We start from the raw sequence: 21,825 nt of genomic DNA on the forward strand, positions 1-21,825 counted from the left end.
ATGTCCGGCACCCATGGCTTCTCCGTCTCGGGCTACGGTCCCCAGCGCGGCGGTCTGTGGACCCGGCTCACCGCGCGGGACTCGATCGTCCGCCGGCTGGACTGGCCGCTGCTGTTCTCCGCCGTCGCGCTCTCCGGCATCGGCGCGCTGCTCGTCTGGTCGGCGACCCGGGGGCGCACCGAGCTGAACCAGGGCGACCCGTACTACTTCCTCTTCCGCCATCTCCTCAACACCGGGATCGGCTTCGCGCTGATGGCCGGGACTGTCTGGCTCGGCCACCGCACCCTGCGCGGCGCGGTCCCGGTGCTGTACGGGGTCTCCGTCCTGCTCATCCTGCTGGTGCTCACCCCCGTCGGGGCGACCATCAACGGCGCGCACGCGTGGATCGTGATCGGCGGGGGCTTCTCCATCCAGCCCTCGGAATTCGTGAAGATCACGATCATCCTGGGTATGGCGATGCTGCTCGCCGCCCGGGTGGACGCCGGTGATCTGGTCCATCCCGACCACCGCACGGTCGCCAAGTCCCTGGGCCTGGCCGCGCTGCCCATGGCGATCGTCATGATGATGCCGGACCTCGGCTCCGTCATGGTCATGGCGGTGATCGTCCTCGGGGTGCTCCTCGCCTCCGGCGCGTCCAACCGCTGGATCCTCGGACTCATCGGCAGCGGCGTCGCCGGAGCCGTCCTGGTGACCGCGCTCGGTCTGCTCGACGAGTACCAGATCAACCGCTTCGCCGCCTTCGCCAACCCGGAGCTGGACCCGGCGGGCGTCGGCTACAACACCAACCAGGCGCGCATCGCGATCGGCTCGGGCGGGCTGACGGGCATGGGCCTGTTCAAGGGCTCCCAGACCACCGGCCAGTTCGTTCCCGAGCAGCAGACGGACTTCGTCTTCACCGTCGCGGGCGAGGAGCTGGGCTTCCTCGGCGCCGGGCTGATCCTGGTGCTGCTCGGTGTGGTCCTGTGGCGGGCCTGCCGGATCGCCCGGGAGACCACCGAGCTGTACGGCACGATCGTGGCGGCCGGGATCATCGCCTGGTTCGCGTTCCAGTCCTTCGAGAACATCGGTATGACCCTCGGCATCATGCCGGTGGCCGGACTGCCGCTGCCGTTCGTCTCGTACGGAGGCTCGTCCATGTTCGCGGTCTGGGTGGCGATCGGCCTTCTCCAGTCGATCCGGGTCCAGCGGCCGATAACGGCTTAGGGAGTTTGCGGTGGACCGGGCCGGAGCCCGGCAGGATCCATCACAAGCGCCCCAGGGCCTTCCGGCGGATCCCGCCGGGCCCGCCCGATCCGAACGGGGACCCGCCGGAAGTACCTCGTCACCGCCCTGGGTCTGCCGAAGACGGCCGCCGCGAACTAGATTCAAAACATGGCGGACACGAAGCGCGAGATCGAGCGGAAGTACGAAGCCACCCCCGAGACCCGACTGCCGGACCTGACCCGGGTGGCCGGGGTCGCGGCCGTCCTCGACCAGGGCGTCATGGAACTCGACGCCGTCTACTACGACACGGCCGACCTGCGGCTCGCCGCCGCCTCCATCACCCTGCGGCGGCGCACCGGCGGCGGCGACGCCGGCTGGCACCTCAAACTGCCCGTGGCCCCCGGTGTGCGCGACGAGATCGGCGCCCCCCTCGCCCCGCGCATCCCGCGCGGCCTCGCCGCCCTGGTCAGGGCCCGGACCAGGGACGCCGAACTGGTGCCGCTGGTGCGCCTGCGCTCCACCCGGGAGGTCCACCACCTCATGAGCGACGGGGACGGCGGCGGGAACGGGGAGGGCGACGGCACTCTGCTGGCCGAACTGAGCAGGGACGCCGTCCGCGCCGAGCGCCTCGACGACGGGCGTACGGCCGCCTGGGACGAGATCGAGGTGGAGCTGGCGGACGACGGCGACCCCGCGTTCCTCGACCGGACCGGCAAGCGGCTCCGCAAGGCGGGGATCCGGCCGTCGAGCGCCCCGTCCAAGCTGGCGAGAGCGCTTGCCGAGACGGGTTTCGACGTGCCCGCCACCGAGCCCGCCACCCCGTCGGACGCGGGCGGCTACATCCTCGCCTATCTGCGCAAGCAGTCCGCCGCCCTGCTCGCGTACGACCCGGCGGTACGGCGCGATCTGCCCGACTCGGTCCACCAGATGCGGATCGCCACCCGCCGCCTGCGCAGCGCGTTCCGCACCTACCGCAGGATCCTCGACCGGGCCGTCACGGACCCGATCGGCGAGGAGCTGAAGTGGCTGGCCGGCGAGCTGGGGGTCGCCCGTGACCAGGAGGTTCTCGCCGAGCGGCTGCGGTCCCGGATCGGCGCCGTACCCCGGACGCTGCTGCTCGGCCCGGTACGCGGGCGGCTGCGCGTCTGGAGCGTGGCCCGGGGCGCGGGCGCGCGCCGCCGGGCCGTCACCACCCTCGACAGCCGGCGCTATCTCGCCCTGCTGGACTCCCTGGACGCGCTGCTGGCGGACCCGCCGCTGCTGAAGGCGGCATCCGGCCCGGCGGCCACGGTCATCCCGAAGGCCGTGCTCAAGGACTACGGGCGGCTGGAACAGCGGGTCACCCACGCCCTGGACCTCCCGCCGGGCCAGGAGCGCGATCTCGCCCTGCACGACGCCCGCAAGGCGGCCAAGCGCACCCGGTACGCCGCCGAGGCGGCCGTCCCCGCGCTGGGGAGGCCCGCAAAGCGCTTCGCCAGGCGTATGAAGGCCCTCCAGACCGTCCTCGGCGACCACCAGGACAGTGTGGTGGCCCGGGACGCCCTGCGGGATCTGGCGATCCAGGCCCACGCGGCGGGGGAGTCGGCCTTCACCTGGGGTCTGCTGTATGCCCGGGAGCAGTCGACGGCCGCCGAACTGGAGCGGGAGGCCCTCGGTGTCTGGGCGCGTGCGTCGGCCGGGAAACTGCGGGCGGCGCTGGGAGGCTGAGGTTCCGGGAGACCGCGGACGGCAGCGGAGGACGGCACGGGACGGCCGGAGCTCGGGAGTAAGCGGACGGCGCCTGGCGGACCGGGGCCGGGAGAAGGCGGACGGCGCCGGGCGGTTGCAGCCCGGGAAACGCTCACGGCACGGGGCGGCTGATGCTCACGGTACGCTGGATGGTCACTCCTGCCAGCTCACGAAAGCCCTGAGATGTCTGCTGCCGAGTCGGTCTTCCCACAGCTCGAAGCTCTCCTCCCGCATGTGCAGAAGCCGATCCAGTACGTCGGCGGGGAGCTGAACTCCACCGTCAAGGACTGGGAGGCCACCGACGTCCGCTGGGCCCTGATGTATCCGGACGCGTACGAGGTCGGGCTGCCCAACCAGGGCGTCATGATCCTCTACGAGGTACTGAACGAGCGCGAGGGGGTGCTCGCCGAGCGGACGTACAGCGTATGGCCCGATCTGGAGGCGCTGATGCGGGAGCACGGCGTACCCCAGTTCACGGTGGACTCGCACCGGCCGGTCGGGGCGTTCGACGTGTTCGGCCTCAGCTTCTCCACGGAGCTGGGGTACACGAACATGCTGACCGCCCTCGATCTGGCGGGCATCCCGCTGGCCGCGAAGGACCGGACGGTGGACCACCCGATCGTTCTCGCGGGCGGGCACGCGGCCTTCAACCCGGAGCCGATCGCGGAGTTCATCGACTGCGCGGTCATCGGCGACGGCGAGCAGGCCGTGCTCGACATCACGGAGATCGTCCGCGCCTGGAAGGCCGAGGGGCGCCCCGGCGGCCGGGAGGAGGTCCTCTTCCGGCTGGCGAGGACCGGCGGTGTCTACGTCCCCGCGTTCTACGACGTGGAGTATCTGCCGGACGGCCGTATCGGCCGGGTCGTGCCGAACCGTTCGGGCGTCCCGTGGCGGGTGTCCAAGCACACCGTCATGGACCTCGACGAGTGGCCGTACCCGAAGCAGCCGCTCGTCCCGCTCGCCGAGACCGTCCATGAGCGGATGTCCGTCGAGATCTTCCGCGGCTGCACCCGCGGCTGCCGTTTCTGCCAGGCCGGCATGATCACGCGCCCCGTGCGGGAGCGGAGCATCACCGGTATCGGCGAGATGGTCGACAAGGGGCTGAAGGCGACGGGTTTCGAGGAGGTCGGCCTCCTGTCGCTGTCCAGCGCGGACCACTCCGAGATCGGCGACATCGCCAAGGGGCTCGCGGACCGGTACGAGGAGGACAAGATCGGGCTGTCCCTGCCCTCCACCCGTGTGGACGCGTTCAATGTCGACCTGGCCAACGAGCTGACCCGCAACGGCCGCCGCTCCGGACTTACCTTCGCCCCCGAGGGCGGCTCCGAGCGGATGCGCAAGGTCATCAACAAGATGGTCTCGGAGGAGGACCTGATCCGCACGGTCGCCACCGCGTACGGCAACGGCTGGCGGCAGGTGAAGCTGTACTTCATGTGCGGGCTCCCGACCGAGACCGACGAGGACGTGCTCCAGATCGGCGACATGGCGGTCAACGTCATCGCCAAGGGCCGCGAGGTCTCCGGGTCCAACGACATCCGCTGCACGGTCTCCATCGGCGGCTTCGTCCCCAAGCCGCACACCCCCTTCCAGTGGGCCCCGCAGCTCGGCGCCGAGGAGACCGACGCCCGTCTCGAAAAGCTCCGCGACAAGATCCGCGGGGACAAGAAGTACGGCCGCTCCATCGGCTTCCGCTACCACGACGGCAAGCCCGGCATCGTCGAGGGCCTGCTCTCGCGCGGCGACCGCCGGGTGGGCGCGGTCATCCGCGCCGTCTACGAGGACGGCGGCCGTTTCGACGGCTGGCGGGAGCACTTCTCGTACGACCGCTGGATGCGGTGCGCGGACAAGGCGCTGCCGGAGTTCGGGGTGGACGTCGACTGGTACACCACCCGTGAGCGCACCTACGAGGAGGTCCTGCCCTGGGACCACCTCGACTCCGGGCTCGACAAGGACTGGCTCTGGGAGGACTGGCAGGACGCCCTCGACGAGACCGAGGTCGAGGACTGCCGCTGGACGCCCTGCTTCGACTGCGGGGTCTGTCCTCAGTTCGACACATGGCCACAAACAGGGCCGACGGGCAAGAAGCTGCTCCCGCTTGAGGTCAAGAAGTAGCCGTGACCAGCGGCGATGCTGTCCAGAGGATGGCTGAGACGCTTGCTGGCATGAGCGAGGCGGAGCGTACCGAGATCCTCCGGGGGCTCGGGGCAAGGGAGCGAGAGCAGGCTCCCCGCCCTGTGCGGCGCACGCCGCTCCCCGCTCCTCGGCACGATCCGGGAATCGTCTCGGCGGTCGAGTGGGTGTAGGCGCTGAGAGACGGCCGGGCAGTCATCTGTCCGGCCGTCCTCGTTGTGCTAGACGTGCTGGGGTGCGTTCAGGGAACGCAGTTCGGTCAGTCGCCGCTGATACAGAGGTCCGGCCACGTGGGCGGCGCGTGCCTCGCTGGGGGCCGACTGTTCGATCAGGTGATGGGCGACGGCCTTGAGGTGGGCCGACCACGCCAGCACATGTTGCTGCGCAGTGCGCCCGCACTCCTGGGGCTCTCCCGGGAGGCACAGCGGAAGCGTGGGGCCGAGCTTGTTCGCGGCGTGCCGGATGTACCCGGCGATGACGGCCCATTCCTCGTCGCTCCGCTGGACGGCATCGGGGGAGGCTTCCGTCCCCCACCGGCCGAAGTCGTCTCCGTGGTCGTCCATCTGCGCACCCCAGGATTCTCGGCGGGTCAAGCGGGTGCGCCGATGCTAGCGGCTTCGACCGCCGGGTTCGCCTCCCTCGGATCGCAGTGCCCGACCGAGGGAACGCAGGGCTGGCACGGTCCGCACATCGGGAGGAACTGCGGGGGCGTGCACGACTGCGCGCCGTCTCCGTGGACGGCCGTGATGTCAGCGGTCACCTTGTCCATCCGGGTACCGCCCCAGATGTCGGCGAGCGGGGTTTCCCGCACGTTGCCGATGGTGAGGAACCTTCCGAGGACGCAGGGCCACACGTCCCCCGTCGGGCCGATGGCGCACTTCTCGCGGGCGCAGTGTCCGCACAGGTCGGCGATGGTCGGCGCGGCTCCTCGACTGGCCCGGCCGAACGCCCGGGTCCTGTCTCCGCCCACCGTGCCCACGCCGAGCGCCGTAAGGTCCCGTGCCGCCTCTTGGACGCGCTGACCTTCCCGGACTGCCACGACTCCGCCGCGAAGCGGGATATCCAGGCTCAGCGCCTTTTCCACGTTCGCCCGGGTCCGCTTGTGGGACCCCTTGAGTCGGGTCACCGTGTCGTGGTCTTCCGCGCTGTCGGAGTAGTACGACGTGGCCAGCTTGACGCCGCACTCCGTGAAGGTCTCCCACAGCTCGTCGCGGATGTGGGTCAGGTTCGAGAACACCTCGATCCCCAGTCCCGCTCCGTGCGCATGCTCGATCAGCTCGCGGAGGTGCGGGTACAGCGTCGGCTCTCCGCCGATGAACTGAACGTCCTGTCCACCCATGGCCGCGAGTTGATCGATCGTGTTCTTCCAGTCCGGCACGGTCATCGTGCCGTGCGTCCCCTTGGGGGACGAGTCGGCGTAGCAGTGATCACAGAACTCGTTGCAGAGTCCCGTCACCTCTAACCACGCGAACTTCAACAGGTTCCGGGCAGCACTCATGGTGAGGCTCCTTACGGCTTAGGGGATGGTGGTTTCCGCTGAGCGGGGCGCGAGTCTCAGAGGTTGTCCGTGATGGCGAGCGCCACGGTGGCGAAGCACAGGACGACCACGCCGAACGCGAACGTCGGCCACGCGGCGCGGCCGAGGAACCGCTTGACGACCGCCCACAACCTCCGGGCGGAACGCCGTGCGGTTCCGTGTCGCTGCTTGGCGACCGGCGGCCGGATCACGGCTTGCCCCTGCGGCTTCTCCGGTTGACCCCCGCGAGCCTGGTCCGCAGGCCGTTCGCGGTCTGCTCCACCGGGGGCGGGCAGTCCGGGCACCGCGTCGATCCACACCGGCACTTCGGCCACCGCAGGGCATCCCCCGGAACGAGGTCTGCTCCCTCCGGGGCGGGGTCGGCTTTCTGCACCAGGAGCACCCCGGCCACTCCGCGCGCTCCGGAGAGACGGGACAGGAATCGTCGGGCCTCAGTGCTGGGCTTCATACCGTTCAGCCTCGGCCTGCGGAAGGTCGGCATCCATTGGCCCGGCATGGGCCCTCACATGGGCCAATGTGTCGGCCACACTGGGAAGATGACCACGGTGATCGGGGCCAGCACCAGGCGTCTGCGGAAACAGCGTGGATGGACTCAGGCGCGCTTGGCGTGGGAGCTGTGCCGTGCGGCGGGGGTGCAGGGCAAGCCGGTCAGCGCCCAGGAGATCAGCCGGTGGGAAGCCGGTCGGCGCACCCCCCGCGACTGGCTTCCCTTCCTCGCCGCTGTTCTGGGGGTTACCGTCGAAGTACTCACAGGCCCTCCGGTGCCCCCGGAACCAGCGATGCCGTCGCTGGCCGACTACCTTCCCGAAGGTGACCCACTGGCCCCTCTCAGCGCCAGGAACGGACGCCGTATCGGGGAGGGGGTCGTACGTGACCTGCACCAAAGGGTTCACGGGCTGCGACTGGCCGACGATGTCGTCTACGGACTGGACCTGATCGGGCGGGCGATGCGGGACCTGCGCGCCGCCATCACCTCTACCGGGAAGCCCGGCATACCGAGGAGACCGGCCGCCACCTTCTCAGCCTGATCGGCGAGTTCGCCCAGATCGCCGGGTGGATCGCCAGCGACGCCGGCCAGCACGCCGACGCGGAGCGCATCTACCGGCTGGGGCTCAGCGCGGCCCAGCAGGCCGAGGACCACACCTTGGCCGGGAACCTCGCCGGGTCGCTGGCCTACCAGCTCAGCAACACCGGCCGCGAAGCGGAGGGCCTGGACCTCGCCCGCGCGGCATTGGCCGAAGCCGGGCCGGCGGCACCCCCGAGAGCACGGGCGCTTTACCTCGACCGGGTCGCGTGGGCCCACACGAAAGCCGGGGGTCCTGAGAGTGCGCAGCAAGCCATGCGGGCCCTCGGAGAAGCCGGGGAAGCACTGGCCGAGGACAGCGAGGGGACCGAGTCCCCGACCTGGCTGTACTGGGTGGACGCGGGTGAACTCCAGGTCATGGAATCCCGGGTCTACACCGAGCTGCACCGACCGCTTCGGGCCGTGCCGCTCCTGCGGGACGTGCTCAGCCGGTACGACGCGACGCACGCCCGGGAACTCGCGCTCTACCTGTCGTGGCTCGCCGTGGCCTGTGCCGACGCCAACGAACCGGAGGAGGCGGCGGCGACCGCCGAACGGGTGCTCAGCCTGTCGGCGGACGTGGCCAGCGAGCGCACGGCGGAACGGGGCCGGTTCGTGCTGGCCCGGCTCGCCGAGTACGCCCACGTCGCAGAGGTGCGGGCGGTGCTTGATCTGGTGGAGCCGCCGCCCCATGTCCTTGACGGCCCCCATCAGGCGGACAGCGTTTCGGGGCCGCAGCAGTGGGTCCGTTCGTCTGTGAGAGGTGAGGTGCACACCTCACAGGTCCAGACGACTTCGATCGTGATGGCCAAGGTTGGCGACCTCCTGATGGCGACCGAGGCCAGTACGCGACTACGCCTCAGTGGGTGAGTGGAAGTCGCGCGTACCGTTCGCGCTCGGGGTGCCCTCGGCTTCCCCTGCCAGCCCCTCGGGATGGCGGCCCCTTCACGGAGTGGCCAGCTCTACCGCCCTCTGCGGGGCGGGAGCTACGGTGCCGCTCCATCGGGAGCGGGACAGCATTCCTACGTGGTGAGGCGTCGACTGTCAAGCGGGGCGGACGGGGACTCCCCGCCCCGTGGTTCAGGCATGGGTGAGGAGTCCCCGGTGTCCGGCCGTCAGAGCTTCGTGGCGAAGTCGTCGCCCTTGATGACGAGACGTTCACGCACATCGCGGGGGATCTTCAACCGCAGGTGCACGGAGGGGGCGCGCACGCCCTTGACCTTGGTTCGAGTCACCGCGCATGTGACGCCGACGCGGCGCAGATCCTCGGCCATGGCTTCCATGCCGCCCTGCTCCCAGACCTGGCGGAACGTCTTCCCGTTGTGGACGAGCGTCCAGCGGTCCTGTGTGGTCTCGGGGTCGATCGCGCTCAGCTCGTCGGTCAGCTTATCGAGCGCCTTCTCCGCCTGCTCGTGAGTGAACCGCGTCTTCGTGTAGCGGCCTCCCGGCTCAAGGCCCGTCATGTAGTAGGTGATGGCCTCTTCGAGTCGCTTCACTTCGGCCCGTGCCTCCGCCCCCTGCGCGTACTCCCGCACCTGTACGGGGAAGTCGCCGAGCACTCTCAGCACGTCGTTCACGAGCACGTCGTACACACCCTGTGGATCGGGTGCGCCGAGCCCTCCGCTCTTGCACTTCTGGCACCGAAGGTACTGGTACTGGCCGAACTTGTTGGTCGTGACGTGCACGGTCATGTTCGACGTGCAGTCGACACAGGTGAGGACTCCCAGGAACTGCGTCGCGCCGTGCGTCTGGCGCTGGGGTTGGTTCTTGCCGCGCCGGTCGATGGCCTCTTGGAGTTCCTCGTACTCCTCCTTGCTGAAGATCGGCTCGGCTACCTTGATCGGCTTGCCGTCGTGTCCGAGTATCGGCTTCGAACGGCGGACACCCTTGTTCTTGTTCTCCTCTACTCGGTAACCCATGAGCGCCGGGTTACGGAGGCGTCGGAGAAGAGTCGTCGTCGTGAGTCCTGAGGACATGAGTCCGGAGCGGACGAGACACAGAGCCATACGCCGGGCGGACACTCCCCGAAGCGCCATGCGGCGAGCCCAGTGCAGCGCCTTGTACGCGTTCGGCTCGATGGCCAGGGACGGCCTTCCGTTCGCCTTCGTGGTGACGAAGCCGTACGCGGGCTTGCCGACGAACCATGCGTCCTGAGTCCGCGTGTAGTCCCACAGTGACGCGACCCGGGTCGACGTGTTCGCCGCCTCGATCTCGGCGATACCGCCGATGAGCGTGACCATCATCCGGCCGACAGTCGATTCGAGATCGATGCTGTCGTTCTTCGAAACGAGGTTCTTCCCGTACCGCTCGCACCACTCGATCATGGTCGAGAGGTCCGACATGCGGCGGATGAACCGGTCGAGCTTCCAGAAGAGAAGGACATCGAACTCCGGGGCTCGGTTGTTGAGCCACTCGCCAAGCTCCTTCCGCTTCCACGGCGGAACCTTCGTTGCCGACACGTTGAGGTCAGAGGCGACGCCGACCACGCGGCACCCCTTCTCTCTGGCCAGGAGGCGGAGGTCAAGCTCCTGCCGTACCGGCGACGTGGTGTCCTCTGTAAGAACGGACAGGCGGATGGACAGCAGGGCGCGCGGAGCGTCCGCAGGGAGTAGAGCCTCCGCCTTCTTCAGGTCCTCCAAGAGGGCCAGGTCTGAGGCAGTCCACTCGGTCTCGACGGCATACGTCTTCATGGGCCGGAGCGTATGGATGGATGTGGCCCTGTGTCCATCTGCCCCCAGATGGACACCTCCATCCAGATCGGCCCCACTGGCAGGAAGCTGCTTCCACTCTCGGTCAAGAAGCCGTAGTGACCGGCGGCGATGCCGTTCGGCGGGTGGCTGAGGCGCTGGCCTGGATGACGGAGTCGGAGCGTGCCGAGTTCCTTCGGGGACTCGGGGCGACAGAGCGTGAGCAGGCTTCCCGCCCGGTACGGCACATGCCGCTCCCGGTTCCGCGACGGGAGACCGGCATCGTCTCGGCGGTCGAGCGGGTGTAGGTCAGCGAACGGCAGCACATGAAGATCTCAGCTCCGCCGGTGAACGACGAGGACGTCCGCCCCTCGGAGTGAGGACGCCGGGTGTAGCGGATGTCATGTGCGGGGCCACGTCTTCGCGGACGTTGAGCGGGGGAGCCGAGGGGCGTACGCGGGCCCCACCCTGGGGCTGCGGTCGTGTGGGTGGTGAAGCGCAGCCGCACGAGTGAGTTCCGAGTGTCAGCGGCGCCGGCAGAGAGGAGGAAAGGAGAGCATGTCGCCCATCGGCGCCGTTGTCGTGGCGGCACTCTCTTGTTTCCGGAAGGAGATCCCGGTGAGACCCATCAAGGTCTTGGGACTTGTTTCACTGTTGGGACTGACAGTCCTCGGCGGGGCGAACGTGGTTGCGGCTGACTCGTACCGTACCGATTCTGATCAGGGCGAACACCACGTGATCCCGGGTGGTTCCCACCAGGCGAACGTCCCGTCGAGCGCCAGCAACTGTGTCGGCTACGTCGGTATCTGTGGGCAGACCAATGTGTTCGCCCCGAACATCGGTCTGCTCAACCTGCTCAGCAACTCCATTGTGATTCCGACACCGACACAGACACCCCCTGCTGGGTCTGACCGGAACATCAAGTCCGACGTCGTCCCGGTCGTGTGGGAGCGGTGAGCAGTCGTCTGAGGAGCTGGCTGATTCGTCGGGCGGCATCCCGGATGACCGGTGCGGTGTGGTCGCCGGTGGCGTCCACGGCTGAGCAGGGTCAGGTTCAGTCCTGTGAGCCGGTCAACGGATTCAAACTGCTGGACGAAGTCCTGAAACTGCCGGTGAGTACGTGGCGTTACACCGCCGATCCGCCTGAGGTGCGCCACCTCGGGCCGATGGCGCAGGACTGGTGGGCCGCGTTCGGTGTCGGCGTCGATGACAAGACGATCTGCTGCACCGACGCCAACGGGGTGAGCATCGTGGCCATTCAGGCACTGCACCGCCTGCTGGCCGAAACCCAGGGTGAACTCGTGTCCCTGCGCGAGCAGGTCGATCTGCTGCGCGCGCGGCAGGATCAGGCCGTGACCGTTGTCGCCCAGGGCGACGTCGCGCCCCGCATGGTGCCGGGCAGCCGATAGTACCGCGGCGCGTCCCCTGGGCGTCTTTGGCGCACGGGGGAGCGTGTACCCAGGGAACGACGAGCGGCCCCGCCCGCAGGCGGGGCCGCTGCCGTGATGGCGCCGGCGGAACGCCGGTGCGCCTGCCTCAGGCGCACTCGATGCGGATCCGAAGAGAGGGAAGCGTCTTGCCCTACGGCCTGCCCCTCGCGGGGGCGCGGCGGCGCCCCGTCCGCCTGGCCCCCCGGTCTTCCTGACGGCATTCCCTTCCGTACGGTCTCCCCTCCAGGGACAGGTCCGTGGCTGTCTCCTTCGACGAGTACGGACGCGCACTCTTCGCGGATCCGGACGATCTCGCTCGTGATGATCAGGGTTCGCGACCTCCTGGCGGTTGGCGGCGGCGGACGTGGCCGTGCTTCGGCAATGAGGTGGGAGATCGCGCGTACCGTTCGCGCTCGGGGTGCCCCTGATCTGGCAGCCGGCCCCTCAGGAGGGCGGCCCCTTCACGGAGTGGCCGACTCTACCGCCGTCTGCGCGGCGGGAGCTACAGTGCCGCTCTCTCGGGAGCGGGACAGTATTCGTACGTGGTGATCCACTCGCCTGTCGAGCAGGCTGAGCGGGAGAGCGGACTCCTCGCCCGGCGCTCAGGCGCGGGCGAGGGTCTGCCGTCGTCCGTCCGCCAGAGTTTCGTGGCGAAGTCGTCACCCTTGATGACGAGGTGTTCGCGCACATCGCGAGGGATCCTCAGTCGTGGATGGACGGAGGGTGCACGTACCCACTTGACCTTGGTTCGCGTCACCTCACAGGTGATGCCGACTCGGCGCAGAGCCTCCGCCATGGCTTCCATGCCGCCCTCTTCCCACATCTGGCGGAACGTCTTCCCGTTGTGGACGAGCGCCCATCGGTCCTGCGTGGTCTCGGGGTCGATGGCGTTCGGCTCGTCCGTGAGCTTGTCCAAGGTCTTTCTCCGCCTGCTCCCGCGTGCATCGGTTCATCGAGAAACGGCCTTCTGGTTCGAGTCCCGTCATGCAGAAGGTGACGGCCTCTTCGCGGCGCTTCATCTCGCTCGGGGTGCGTCTGCGGGGAGGAGCGCCTCCGCCCTCTTCAGCTTCTCCAGCATGGCCAGGTCAGACGGCGTCCACTCCGCCTCAATGTCGTACGTCTTCATGTCGGTGGACAGTTGATGGATTCAATCCTGTGTCTTTCTGTCCCGCCATGCAGACGGAGATCCAGGTCGGCCGACGGGACGGAAGCTGCTGCCGCTGTAGTTGGTGAAGTAGCTACGGGCACGGGGGAACGGGGGAGGCGGATGCGGCATCCGTACGGGCGCGCGCTGCGTCTTGTCTGACATGGATCTGCGCAAACCGGCACCCGGGGCGGTCCCGGACACTCCCCGGCGGGTGCCCGCCCCGGCACCCGAGCCCGAGGGATGCCTGGCGGTGGCCGTGCGGGTGCCCGTGCGGATCGTGGTGCTGATCGTCGTCGTACCCGTGCGGCTGGTGTGGGACCTGCTCGCCCTCACCGGCCGGGCGACCCACCGCGCGCTGCTCAGACCGCTGGGCAACGCTCTGGTCTGGCTGTACGAACACGCTCTGGCCCCCGCCGCGTACGGACTGGGCCTGGCCCTGCTCCTCCTGGCGAAGCTGCTGCTCGTCTGGCCCTTCGTCGGCCTGTGGCGTTATGTCGTCGTGCCGGTGTGGACGTACGGGATCGCGGTGCCGTCGGTGTGGGTGTACCGCTCGCTGCTGACCCCGCTGGGCCACGGTCTGTCCTGGGCCGCCGTCCATCTGCTGGCCCGCCCCGGCGGCCGGCTCTTCCGGTCGGTGCTGGCGCCCGCGCTGAAGTGGGCGGGACTGGCGCTGTTCGTCTGGCCCTTCGTCGGCCTGTGGCGCTTTGTCGTCGTGCCGGTGTGGACGTACGGGATCGCGGTGCCGTCGGTGTGGGTCTACCGCTCGCTGCTGACCCCGCTGGGACACGGGACGCTCTGGCTGTCCGGCCAGACGCTCCGGCTGCTCGGCCTGCTGATCGCCGGCATCGGCCGGGCCACCGGCTGGATCTTTGTGTATCTGCTGTTCAAGCCGCTGGCCTGGGTCGTCCTACAGTTGCTGGCACCACCCCTCGGGCGGCTCTGGCGCCGGGTCCTCAAGCCCGTCGGCGCCGAGATCGCCGCCGCGATCGGTGTCGCCTGGCGGATCGCCGGATATCTCACCCGTGCCCTCGGCGACGGGCTGCTGTGGCTTCTCCGCACACTCGTGACCCGGCCCGCGCGCTGGTTCTACCAGAACGTCTGCGTACCCGTGGGACACACGGTGCGCGATGTGATCTGGCGGCCGGTGAAGAGGGCCGCGATCGAGGCGGGAGAGGCCACCCGTTCCGCGTTCCGGTCGGCCCGTGAGGCGGTGGGTCAGGCCAGGCAGAGCGCGTGGCGGGCACTGGGCGGTGGGAAACGCGTGCCGGAACCTGTGGAACCGGTTGTCCCTCCGGCGCGTACTCTGGGGAGAAAGACGACTGTCCCCGGCACGGCGGCCGGGCCCGAGATCTCCCTGCACAAGCGGGGGTGAACCGGGCGGGCCCCACGGGACACCCCGCATGGACAGGGCGGCGCGCCACCGCGACCGCTCCGCACCGAGGAGAAGAACCACTGGGCAAGCGACAGCCCGAAGGCCCGCCGCCCGCACCCGCGGTACAGCGCATCCGCTTGCGCTACACCAAGCGCGGCCGCCTCCGGTTCACCAGCCACCGTGACTTCCAGCGCGCCTTCGAGCGGGCGCTGCGGCGCGCCGAGGTACCCATGGCGTACTCAGCGGGCTTCACCCCGCACCCGAAGGTGTCGTACGCCAATGCCGCACCCACCGGCACGGGCAGCGAGGCCGAGTATCTGGAGATCGCCCTCACCGAGCCCCGCGACCCCGGGACGCTGCGCGAGCTGCTGAACGGATCGCTGCCGAGCGGGCTCGACATCACCGACGCCGTCGAGGCCCGTACACCGGGACTCGCCGACCGGCTCACCGCCTCCGTGTGGGAGCTGCGGCTCGACGGCGTAGGTGCCGAGGACGCGGAGAAGGCGGTCACGTCCTTCCTCGCGGCCGGGACCGTCGACGTACAGCGCAGGACGAAGAACGGAGTGCGGACCTTCGACGCGCGGGGTGCCGTGGTGGAGCTGCGGGCACTTCGTCCACAGCCTGATAGGCCCCTGGACCAGCCCTGTGCGATACTGCGGCTGGTAGTACGGCACGTAACACCTGCCGTGCGACCCGACGACGTCCTGTCCGGTCTCCGCGCTGTGGCCGACCTGGCGCCGCCGGTCCCCGCAGCGGTGACCAGGCTGGCGCAGGGGCTCTTCGACGAGGAGTCCGGCACGGTGACCGACCCGCTCGCGCTCGACCGCGAGGCAGTCCCGGCCGCTCCCACCACGGCCGTCGGGACGGCCTTCCCCTAGCTCCGCCGGGGGGAACACCGCGACGGCGACCGATGGTCGTGCCGCACACAGGCAGTCGTCGCAGCGCAGCCCTTGTACTCGGAAGCCACCTGGGTCGGGCCGCGACAACACCAGAAGACTTTCGCCAGGCCGTGCGTACATCGCGTACGGAACCGGCGAGCCATACATCATCAGCTCCCGTGCGGCGCCCGCGCCCCGGACGGCGGCACCGCGCGACGCGCGGGCCGGGACCGGACCGGAAAGAGGCGTGGCGCCCGGGAGCGTGACGGGAGAACCGCCCGCATGCACGAGTCGAACGAACCCGGCACCGCCGGTGACAACCACAACGAAGAAGACCGCGTGACCCCCAGCGACACGCTGCCGCCGCGTCGGCGTCGGCGCGCCGCCTCGCGGCCCGCGGGGCCGCCGGTCGCCGCAGGCGGCGAGGAGGTCGTGGAGACCGTCGCCGCCCCGGCTCCCGCCGCGGAGCCGGTGGAGGACGACGTACCCGCGCCGCGCACCCGCCGCCGGGCGACCCGCAAGGCGACCGCGCCCGCGGGAGCGCCGCAGGTCGGCGAGGCCGTGGAGCCCGCTGCGGAGGCGGCTGGGGAGGAGGAGGCGCCCGCGCCGCGTACCCGTCGTCGGGCGACGCGCAAGACTGCCGCGCCGGAGCCGGTGGCCGGGGCCGTGTCCGCTGAGGCCGTGTCCGCCGAGTCCGTGGTGGCCGAGGGTACGGAAGAGGCCGTCGAGACTGTTGAGGCGGAGGCGGTGCCTGCCCGGCGTACGCGTCGTCGGGCTTCCGCGCCCGCGGGAGCGCCGCAGGCTGGCGAGGCTGTGGAGCCCGCTGCCGAGGCGGTCGCCGAGGAGGAGGCGCCCGCGCCGCGCAAGCGTCGCCGGGCGACGCGCAAGACCGCCGCGCCCGAGCCGGTGGCCGAGGCCGTGTCCGCCGAGGCCGCTGAGGAGACCGTCGGGACGGGAGAGAGCCTGCCCGTGGGCTCCGTGTCCGAGATCGCCTCGCACGAGGACGAGGTCACCGCCGCCGAGAAGGCCGCGACCCGGGGCCGTAAGCGCCAGGCAGCCGCCCCCGCCGAGTTCACCGCCCAGCAGACGGAGCCCACCGGGAAGCCGGCCCGTGCCGGGCGCCCCGCGGTCGCGCTCTTCCAGGCCCCCGTCTTCGCCGAGCCCATGTTCCAGACCCCGGAGACGGCCGCCGCTGCCGCTGCCGCCGCCGCGGCAGCGGACGTCGAGGACGAGGAGCCGGCCGAGGACGAAACCGCCGTGGTGGAGGCCGAGGCGGCCCCCGAGCCCGAGCCCGAGCCGGCCGGGCGGCGGCGCCGCCGTCGCCGGAGCGAGAGCGCCGAGCAGCCCGCCGCCGCCGCCGAGGAGAGCGAGCAGGCCGCGGAGGAGGCACCCGACGAGGGCGAGGAGTACGACGAGTCCGACGACCGTCCCTCGCGCCGCCGCCGCCGTGGCGGCCGCCGCCGTCGCCGTGGCGAGTCCGGGGACACCGACGAGACCTCGGACGAGCAGCACCCCGAACCGGCCACCGAGGCCGCCGCCGAGGAGTCGGCTGACGAGGGCGAGGAGCAGGAGGACGAGGAGGCCGAGGCCGGGGCGCCCGCCGCCGGTTCCTCCAGCAGCCGTCGTCGCCGTCGCCGTCGTCGTCGCAGCGGTGAGTCCGGCGCGGACGACGAGTCGGACACGGGCGACCCGGAGCGTACGGTCGTCAAGGTCCGCGAGCCCCGTGCCGCGCGCACCAGGAGTGAGGAGCCCTCGGACTTCCAGGACGCGGTGCAGTCCATCAAGGGCTCCACCCGGCTGGAGGCCAAGAAGCAGCGCCGCCGCGAGGGCCGTGAGCAGGGCCGCCGCAGGGTGCCGATCATCACCGAGGCCGAGTTCCTGGCCCGCCGTGAGGCCGTCGAGCGGGTGATGGTCGTCCGCCAGAGCGGCGAGCGCACCCAGATCGGTGTGCTGGAGGACAACGTCCTCGTCGAGCACTACGTCAACAAGGAGCAGTCGACGTCGTACGTCGGCAATGTCTACCTGGGCAAGGTGCAGAACGTCCTGCCGTCGATGGAGGCCGCGTTCGTCGACATCGGCAAGGGCCGCAACGCGGTCCTGTACGCCGGTGAGGTCAACTTCGAGGCGCTCGGCATGTCGGGCGGCCCCCGCCGTATCGAGGCCGCGCTGAAGTCCGGCCAGTCGGTGCTCGTCCAGGTCACGAAGGACCCGATCGGTCACAAGGGAGCGCGGCTGACCAGCCAGGTGTCCCTGCCCGGCCGCTATCTGGTGTACGTGCCCGAGGGCTCGATGACCGGCATCAGCCGCAAGCTGCCCGACACCGAGCGCGCCCGGCTGAAGACCATCCTCAAGAAGATCGTCCCCGAGGACGCGGGCGTCATCGTGCGCACCGCCGCCGAGGGCGCCAGCGAGGACGAGCTGCGCCGCGATGTGGAGCGGCTCCAGTCGCAGTGGGAGGACATCAAGAAGAAGACGAAGAGCGGCGGTGCTCCGTCGCTGCTCTACGGTGAGCCGGACATGACCGTCCGGGTCGTCCGCGACATCTTCAACGAGGACTTCTCCAAGGTCATCGTCAGCGGTGACGAGGCGTGGGAGACCGTCCACGGCTATGTCGCGCATGTCGCGCCGGATCTGGTGGACCGTCTTCAGCGCTGGACGAGCGAGGTCGACGTCTTCGCGACCTACCGCATCGACGAGCAGCTGATGAAGGCGCTGGACCGCAAGGTCTGGCTGCCGTCCGGCGGCTCGCTGGTGATCGACAAGACCGAGGCCATGGTCGTGATCGACGTCAACACCGGCAAGTTCACCGGCCAGGGCGGCAATCTGGAGGAGACGGTCACCAGGAACAACCTGGAGGCGGCCGAGGAGATCGTGCGTCAGCTGCGGCTGCGCGACCTCGGCGGCATCGTCGTCGTCGACTTCATCGACATGGTGCTGGAGTCCAACCGCGATCTGGTGATGCGGCGGCTGCTGGAGTGCCTGGGACGTGACCGTACGAAGCACCAGGTCGCCGAGGTCACCTCGCTGGGCCTGGTCCAGATGACCCGCAAGCGGGTGGGCCAGGGGCTGCTGGAGTCGTTCTCCGAGACCTGTGTCCACTGCAACGGCCGCGGTGTGATCGTGCATATGGAGCAGCCGACCTCGGTCGGCGGCGGTGGCGGCGGCAAGCGCTCGAAGAAGCGCGGCCGCGGCGGGGCCGAGCAGCCGCACGAGCACGAGGCCGTCGCGGTGGCCGAGGCCGCCGGGACCGAGACCGAGGCGGAGATTGCCGCCGAGGTGGCCGAGCCGGTCGCGCTCGCCGCGCCCGCGTTCGTACCGGACGAGGAGCTGTACAACAGCGCGGCCGAGGCGGAGGCCGCCGCCCAGCGCGGCCGCGGCCGTCGCCGGGCGACCCGCAGGGCGTCCGCGCCGAGCGGTTCGCCGAAGGCCGCCGAGGCGCAGGCCGCCGAGGCGGAGATCGTGACCGAGGCGGCTCCCGCCGCGCCGGCCGCGGTCGAGCCGGAGCCGGCCGCCGCCGAGTCCGTGGCGGCTCCCGAGGCTCCCGAGGCTCCGGAGCCCGCCCCCGCCGGCCGTACGCGCCGCCGCGCGACACGTAAGGCGACCGCGCCCGCCGGCTCGCCGAAGGCGTCCGAGCCCGAGGTGGTCGTCGAGACCAAGGCGGGGGCCGCCGAGCCGGAGGCCCCCGGTGCCGAGGCGGCGCCGGCCGAGCAGGCACCGGCGGCCGAGGTTCCCGCGCAGGAGGAGCAGGCACCGGCCGCGCCGCGTGCCCGCCGCCGGGTGACCCGCAAGGTCACCGCACCGGCCGGCTCGCCCACGGGCGCCGAGGAGGCCGCGGTCGTCGTGGTCGACGCCACGCCCGGGATCTCCCCGGACGATGCGGCCGGGGCGCCGGAGCCGGAGGCCGAGGCGGCACCGGCCAGGAAGGCGGCCCGCAAGACCGCCAAGAAGGCCACCGCGAAGAAGGCCGCCACCAAGAAGACGGCGGCCAAGAAGAGCGCGGCGAAGAAGGCCACCGCGAAGAAGGCGGCCAAGAAGACCACGGCGGCGGCCGAGCAGCAGGCGCTTCCTTCGGTGACGGCGGTCACGGAAAACTGATCCGCCCGAAGCGGGAAGGCGAACATTCGATGAGTGATCGGTGAATGCACCGTGTCCCATCCCACAGCAGGGGATGGGACACGGTGTTTGTCGCCGAATTGATGCGGTGCTTCCCTTAACGGCCCCGAAAGGGGCCCCGAAATCCCTGATAATGTTACGGCGGTTGCTGCCGGGTGATGATCCCGTCCGGACACTACGGTGGGTGACCGGGCCCGGTTCGGGAACGGAACCGGTCCATGATCCTCGGTAGGGCGCCGGCTCGCGCCGGATGGGGTGTGTGCGGCCTCGTGCGACGCCCGCTTCCCGGACCTCCTGCCACAGACAGCTCTTTGGTGTTCTAGGAGGACCTCCATGACGAGCAGCAACAAGCAGCCCATCCCCGCTGCCCGCCCGGTTATCGGTGAAGAGGAGATCGAGGCCGCGGTACGTGTACTGCGCAGCGGGCGGGTTGTGCAGGGCCCCGAAGTCGCGGCATTCGAGGAGGGCTTCTCGGAGCTGGTCGACGGGCGCCACTGCGTCGCTGTGAACTCGGGTACCTCCGCGCTGCATCTGCTGCTGCTGGCTCTCGGTATCGGTCCGGGCGACGAGGTAATCGTTCCTTCCTTCTCCTTCGCCGCGACCGCGAACGTGGTCCGGCTCGTCGGCGCCGACGCCGTCTTCGCCGACATCGAGGCGGACACCTACTGTCTGGACCCGGCCGCCGTCGAGGCCGCCATCACCCCCCGTACCGCCGCGATCATGCCGGTGCACCTGTACGGCCACCCGGCCGCCATGGACGAGATCACGGCCATCGCCGCCCGGCACAAGCTGGCCGTCGTCGAGGACGCCTGTCAGGCGCACGGCGCGGCGCTCAACGGCACGCGGGTCGGCGCCTTCGGGGCGGGCGGCACCTTCAGCTTCTACCCGACCAAGAACATGCACTCGCTCGAAGGCGGCATGATCTCCACCGGGGACGCCGAGATCGCCCGTACGCTGCGGCTGCTGCGCAACCAGGGCATGGAGCAGCGGTACGCCAACGAGATCATCGGCTGCAATATGCGGATGACCGATGTGGCCGCGGCCGTGGGCCGGGTGCAGCTGGGCAAGCTGAACGGCTGGACCGAGCAGCGCATCGCCAACGCGGCCTACCTCACCGAGCAGATCACCGCGCCGGGCGTGAGCACGCCGACCGTCGCCGAGGGCGCGCGCCACATCTACCACCAGTACACGATCCGCGTGCGCGGCGGGGCGGCCGCCCGTGACGCCGCGATGGCGAAGCTCACCGAGGCGGGCGTCGGCAACGCGGTCTACTACCCCACCCCGATCCACCGGCTGAAGCCGTTCTGGGAGCCCGACCAGAAGGCCGGGCGCAACTGGGACCTGCCCGAGACCGAGCGGGCCGCCGCCGAGGTCGTCTCGCTGCCGGTGCACCCCTCGCTGTCCGCGGAAGACCTCGATCGCATCGCCGCCGCCGTGAACGACCTTGGAGAGAATCTGTGACCACCGCCCAGGCCCCCCAGGGAGCCCAGGGACTGCGGGCCGGCCTGATCGGCCTCGGCTCGATGGGCCGCCACCACGCGCGCGTACTCGCCGGCCTGGACGGCGTCGAGTTCGCCGGTGTCGTCGACCCGATGGGTGACAAGAACGGCTGGGCGCAGGGCGCGCCCGTGCTGTCGGAGGTCGACGAGCTGATCGCGCTCGGCATCGACTACGCCGTGGTCGCCTGCCCCACCGCGCTGCACGAGGAAGTCGGTCTGAAACTGGCCGGGGCCGGTATCGGCGCCCTCATCGAGAAGCCCGTCGCGGACACCGTGGAGGGCGCCGGCAGGCTCGTCGAGGCGTTCGAGTCGCGCGGGCTGATCGCCGGGGTCGGCCATATCGAGCGCTGCAACCCGGCGCTGCGTTCGCTGCGCCAGCGGCTGGAAGCCGGTGAACTCGGCGACGTCTACCAGGTCGTGACCCGCCGTCAGGGCCCCTTCCCGCACCGCATCGCCGATGTCGGTGTGGTCAAGGACCTCGCCACCCACGACATCGACCTGACCGGGTGGGTGACCGGCCAGACGTACACCTCGATCTCCGCGCGCACGGTCTCCAAGTCGGGACGTCCGCACGAGGACATGGTCTCCGCGGTCGGCCAGCTCTCCGACGGCACGATGGTCAACCATCTGGTGAACTGGCTGTCCCCGCTGAAGGAGCGCTTCACCTCGGTCACCGGTGAGAAGGGCTGCTTCATCGCCGACACCCTCACCGCCGACCTCACCTTCTACTCCAACGCCGCCCAGGCCACCGAGTGGGAGGCGCTCCAGGCGTTCCGCGGCGTCGCCGAGGGCGACATGATCCGTTACGCCATCCCCAAGCGCGAGCCGCTGCTCGTCGAGCACGAGCTGTTCCGTGACGCGGTGCTCGGCAAGAGCGACGACATCTGCACCCTGCGCCAGGGTCTGCGTACGGTGGAGGTCGCGGCCGCCGTCCTGGAGTCCGCGTCGGTCGGCAGCACCGTCAGTCTGGTGGACCGGGAGCGTCGGGAACATGACGGCTGACGGGCGCGGCGCGCCCGTCGCACCCAGCAATATCGG

18 protein-coding genes are annotated in these 21,825 nt (G+C 70.3%); 13 read left to right on the forward strand and 5 right to left on the reverse strand.

The annotated features are described in order from the left end of the window. The 3 genes from rodA to ACIBCM_RS23875 all read left to right on the forward strand — a co-directional run bounded on the left by rodA (position 1) and on the right by ACIBCM_RS23875 (position 5,043). Complete coding sequence (gene rodA, locus ACIBCM_RS23865; RefSeq protein WP_399246346.1) at positions 1-1,203, forward strand: rod shape-determining protein RodA; 1,203 nt, start codon at positions 1-3, stop codon at positions 1,201-1,203. Positions 1,204-1,371: 168 nt separating this feature from the next. Next, on the forward strand, positions 1,372-2,910 hold the full coding sequence (locus ACIBCM_RS23870; protein WP_399246348.1) for a CHAD domain-containing protein: 1,539 nt from the start codon (positions 1,372-1,374) through the stop codon (positions 2,908-2,910). 204 nt (positions 2,911-3,114) lie between these two features. Next, the gene (locus ACIBCM_RS23875; protein ID WP_399246350.1) at positions 3,115-5,043 is read left to right on the forward strand and encodes a TIGR03960 family B12-binding radical SAM protein; all 1,929 of its coding nucleotides are present in this window, start codon (positions 3,115-3,117) and stop codon (positions 5,041-5,043) included. Positions 5,044-5,282: 239 nt separating this feature from the next. On the opposite strand, the gene ACIBCM_RS23880 is transcribed toward ACIBCM_RS23875, so the two are convergent. Genes ACIBCM_RS23880 through ACIBCM_RS23890 form a run of 3 tightly spaced genes read right to left on the reverse strand, consistent with a single transcriptional unit; the run spans position 5,283 to position 6,789 of the window. After that, on the reverse strand, positions 5,283-5,624 hold the full coding sequence (locus ACIBCM_RS23880) for a hypothetical protein (RefSeq protein WP_399246352.1): 342 nt from the start codon (positions 5,622-5,624) through the stop codon (positions 5,283-5,285). A 26-nt stretch (positions 5,625-5,650) separates the two neighbouring features. Continuing rightward, the gene (locus ACIBCM_RS23885) at positions 5,651-6,559 is read right to left on the reverse strand and encodes a radical SAM protein (protein ID WP_399246354.1); all 909 of its coding nucleotides are present in this window, start codon (positions 6,557-6,559) and stop codon (positions 5,651-5,653) included. 56 nt (positions 6,560-6,615) lie between these two features. Then, positions 6,616-6,789: a hypothetical protein gene (locus ACIBCM_RS23890; RefSeq protein ID WP_399246356.1), complete on the reverse strand. Its 174-nt coding sequence runs from the start codon at positions 6,787-6,789 to the stop codon at positions 6,616-6,618. A 345-nt stretch (positions 6,790-7,134) separates the two neighbouring features. On the opposite strand from ACIBCM_RS23890, the gene ACIBCM_RS23895 reads away from it, so the two are divergent. Beyond that, positions 7,135-7,626: a helix-turn-helix transcriptional regulator gene (locus ACIBCM_RS23895; protein WP_399246358.1), complete on the forward strand. Its 492-nt coding sequence runs from the start codon at positions 7,135-7,137 to the stop codon at positions 7,624-7,626. A 116-nt stretch (positions 7,627-7,742) separates the two neighbouring features. After that, positions 7,743-8,531 (forward strand): hypothetical protein, encoded by a 789-nt coding sequence (locus ACIBCM_RS23900; protein WP_399246360.1) that lies wholly within the window; start codon positions 7,743-7,745, stop codon positions 8,529-8,531. Between the two features lie 245 nt (positions 8,532-8,776). Here the strand turns inward: ACIBCM_RS23900 and ACIBCM_RS23905 are convergent, their stop codons facing one another. Further along, the gene (locus ACIBCM_RS23905) at positions 8,777-10,351 is read right to left on the reverse strand and encodes a recombinase family protein (RefSeq protein WP_399246362.1); all 1,575 of its coding nucleotides are present in this window, start codon (positions 10,349-10,351) and stop codon (positions 8,777-8,779) included. 143 nt (positions 10,352-10,494) lie between these two features. Between ACIBCM_RS23905 and ACIBCM_RS23910 the strand changes: the two genes are divergently transcribed. The 3 genes from ACIBCM_RS23910 to ACIBCM_RS23920 all read left to right on the forward strand — a co-directional run bounded on the left by ACIBCM_RS23910 (position 10,495) and on the right by ACIBCM_RS23920 (position 11,757). Further along, the gene (locus tag ACIBCM_RS23910) at positions 10,495-10,656 is read left to right on the forward strand and encodes a hypothetical protein (protein ID WP_399246364.1); all 162 of its coding nucleotides are present in this window, start codon (positions 10,495-10,497) and stop codon (positions 10,654-10,656) included. A gap of 250 nt (positions 10,657-10,906) precedes the next feature. Continuing rightward, positions 10,907-11,305, forward strand: coding sequence for a hypothetical protein (locus tag ACIBCM_RS23915; RefSeq protein ID WP_399246366.1), 399 nt, complete (start codon positions 10,907-10,909; stop codon positions 11,303-11,305). After that, positions 11,302-11,757, forward strand: a complete 456-nt coding sequence (locus ACIBCM_RS23920) for a tail fiber domain-containing protein (protein WP_399246368.1) — start codon at positions 11,302-11,304, stop codon at positions 11,755-11,757. Before ACIBCM_RS23915 ends, ACIBCM_RS23920 begins: the two co-directional genes overlap by 4 nt. A 523-nt stretch (positions 11,758-12,280) precedes the next feature. On the opposite strand, the gene ACIBCM_RS23925 is transcribed toward ACIBCM_RS23920, so the two are convergent. After that, positions 12,281-12,694 (reverse strand): hypothetical protein, encoded by a 414-nt coding sequence (locus ACIBCM_RS23925; RefSeq protein ID WP_399246370.1) that lies wholly within the window; start codon positions 12,692-12,694, stop codon positions 12,281-12,283. A gap of 391 nt (positions 12,695-13,085) precedes the next feature. Here ACIBCM_RS23925 and ACIBCM_RS23930 point away from each other — a divergent pair, with 391 nt between their 5' ends. From ACIBCM_RS23930 to ACIBCM_RS23950, 5 genes are all read left to right on the forward strand, one after another. Then, positions 13,086-14,297: a hypothetical protein gene (locus ACIBCM_RS23930; protein WP_399246372.1), complete on the forward strand. Its 1,212-nt coding sequence runs from the start codon at positions 13,086-13,088 to the stop codon at positions 14,295-14,297. Between the two features lie 131 nt (positions 14,298-14,428). After that, positions 14,429-15,175, forward strand: a complete 747-nt coding sequence (locus ACIBCM_RS23935) for a TIGR03936 family radical SAM-associated protein (RefSeq protein ID WP_399246421.1) — start codon at positions 14,429-14,431, stop codon at positions 15,173-15,175. Between the two features lie 282 nt (positions 15,176-15,457). After that, complete coding sequence (locus tag ACIBCM_RS23940) at positions 15,458-19,270, forward strand: ribonuclease E/G (protein WP_399246374.1); 3,813 nt, start codon at positions 15,458-15,460, stop codon at positions 19,268-19,270. A 351-nt stretch (positions 19,271-19,621) separates the two neighbouring features. Beyond that, on the forward strand, positions 19,622-20,749 hold the full coding sequence (locus tag ACIBCM_RS23945) for a DegT/DnrJ/EryC1/StrS family aminotransferase (protein ID WP_399246376.1): 1,128 nt from the start codon (positions 19,622-19,624) through the stop codon (positions 20,747-20,749). Continuing rightward, positions 20,746-21,789, forward strand: a complete 1,044-nt coding sequence (locus ACIBCM_RS23950; RefSeq protein ID WP_399246378.1) for a Gfo/Idh/MocA family protein — start codon at positions 20,746-20,748, stop codon at positions 21,787-21,789. Before ACIBCM_RS23945 ends, ACIBCM_RS23950 begins: the two co-directional genes overlap by 4 nt. The last annotated feature ends 36 nt before the right edge of the window (positions 21,790-21,825 follow it).

It is taken from the genome of Streptomyces sp. NPDC051018, assembly GCF_044456085.1.
Lineage (GTDB): Bacteria > Actinomycetota > Actinomycetes > Streptomycetales > Streptomycetaceae > Streptomyces.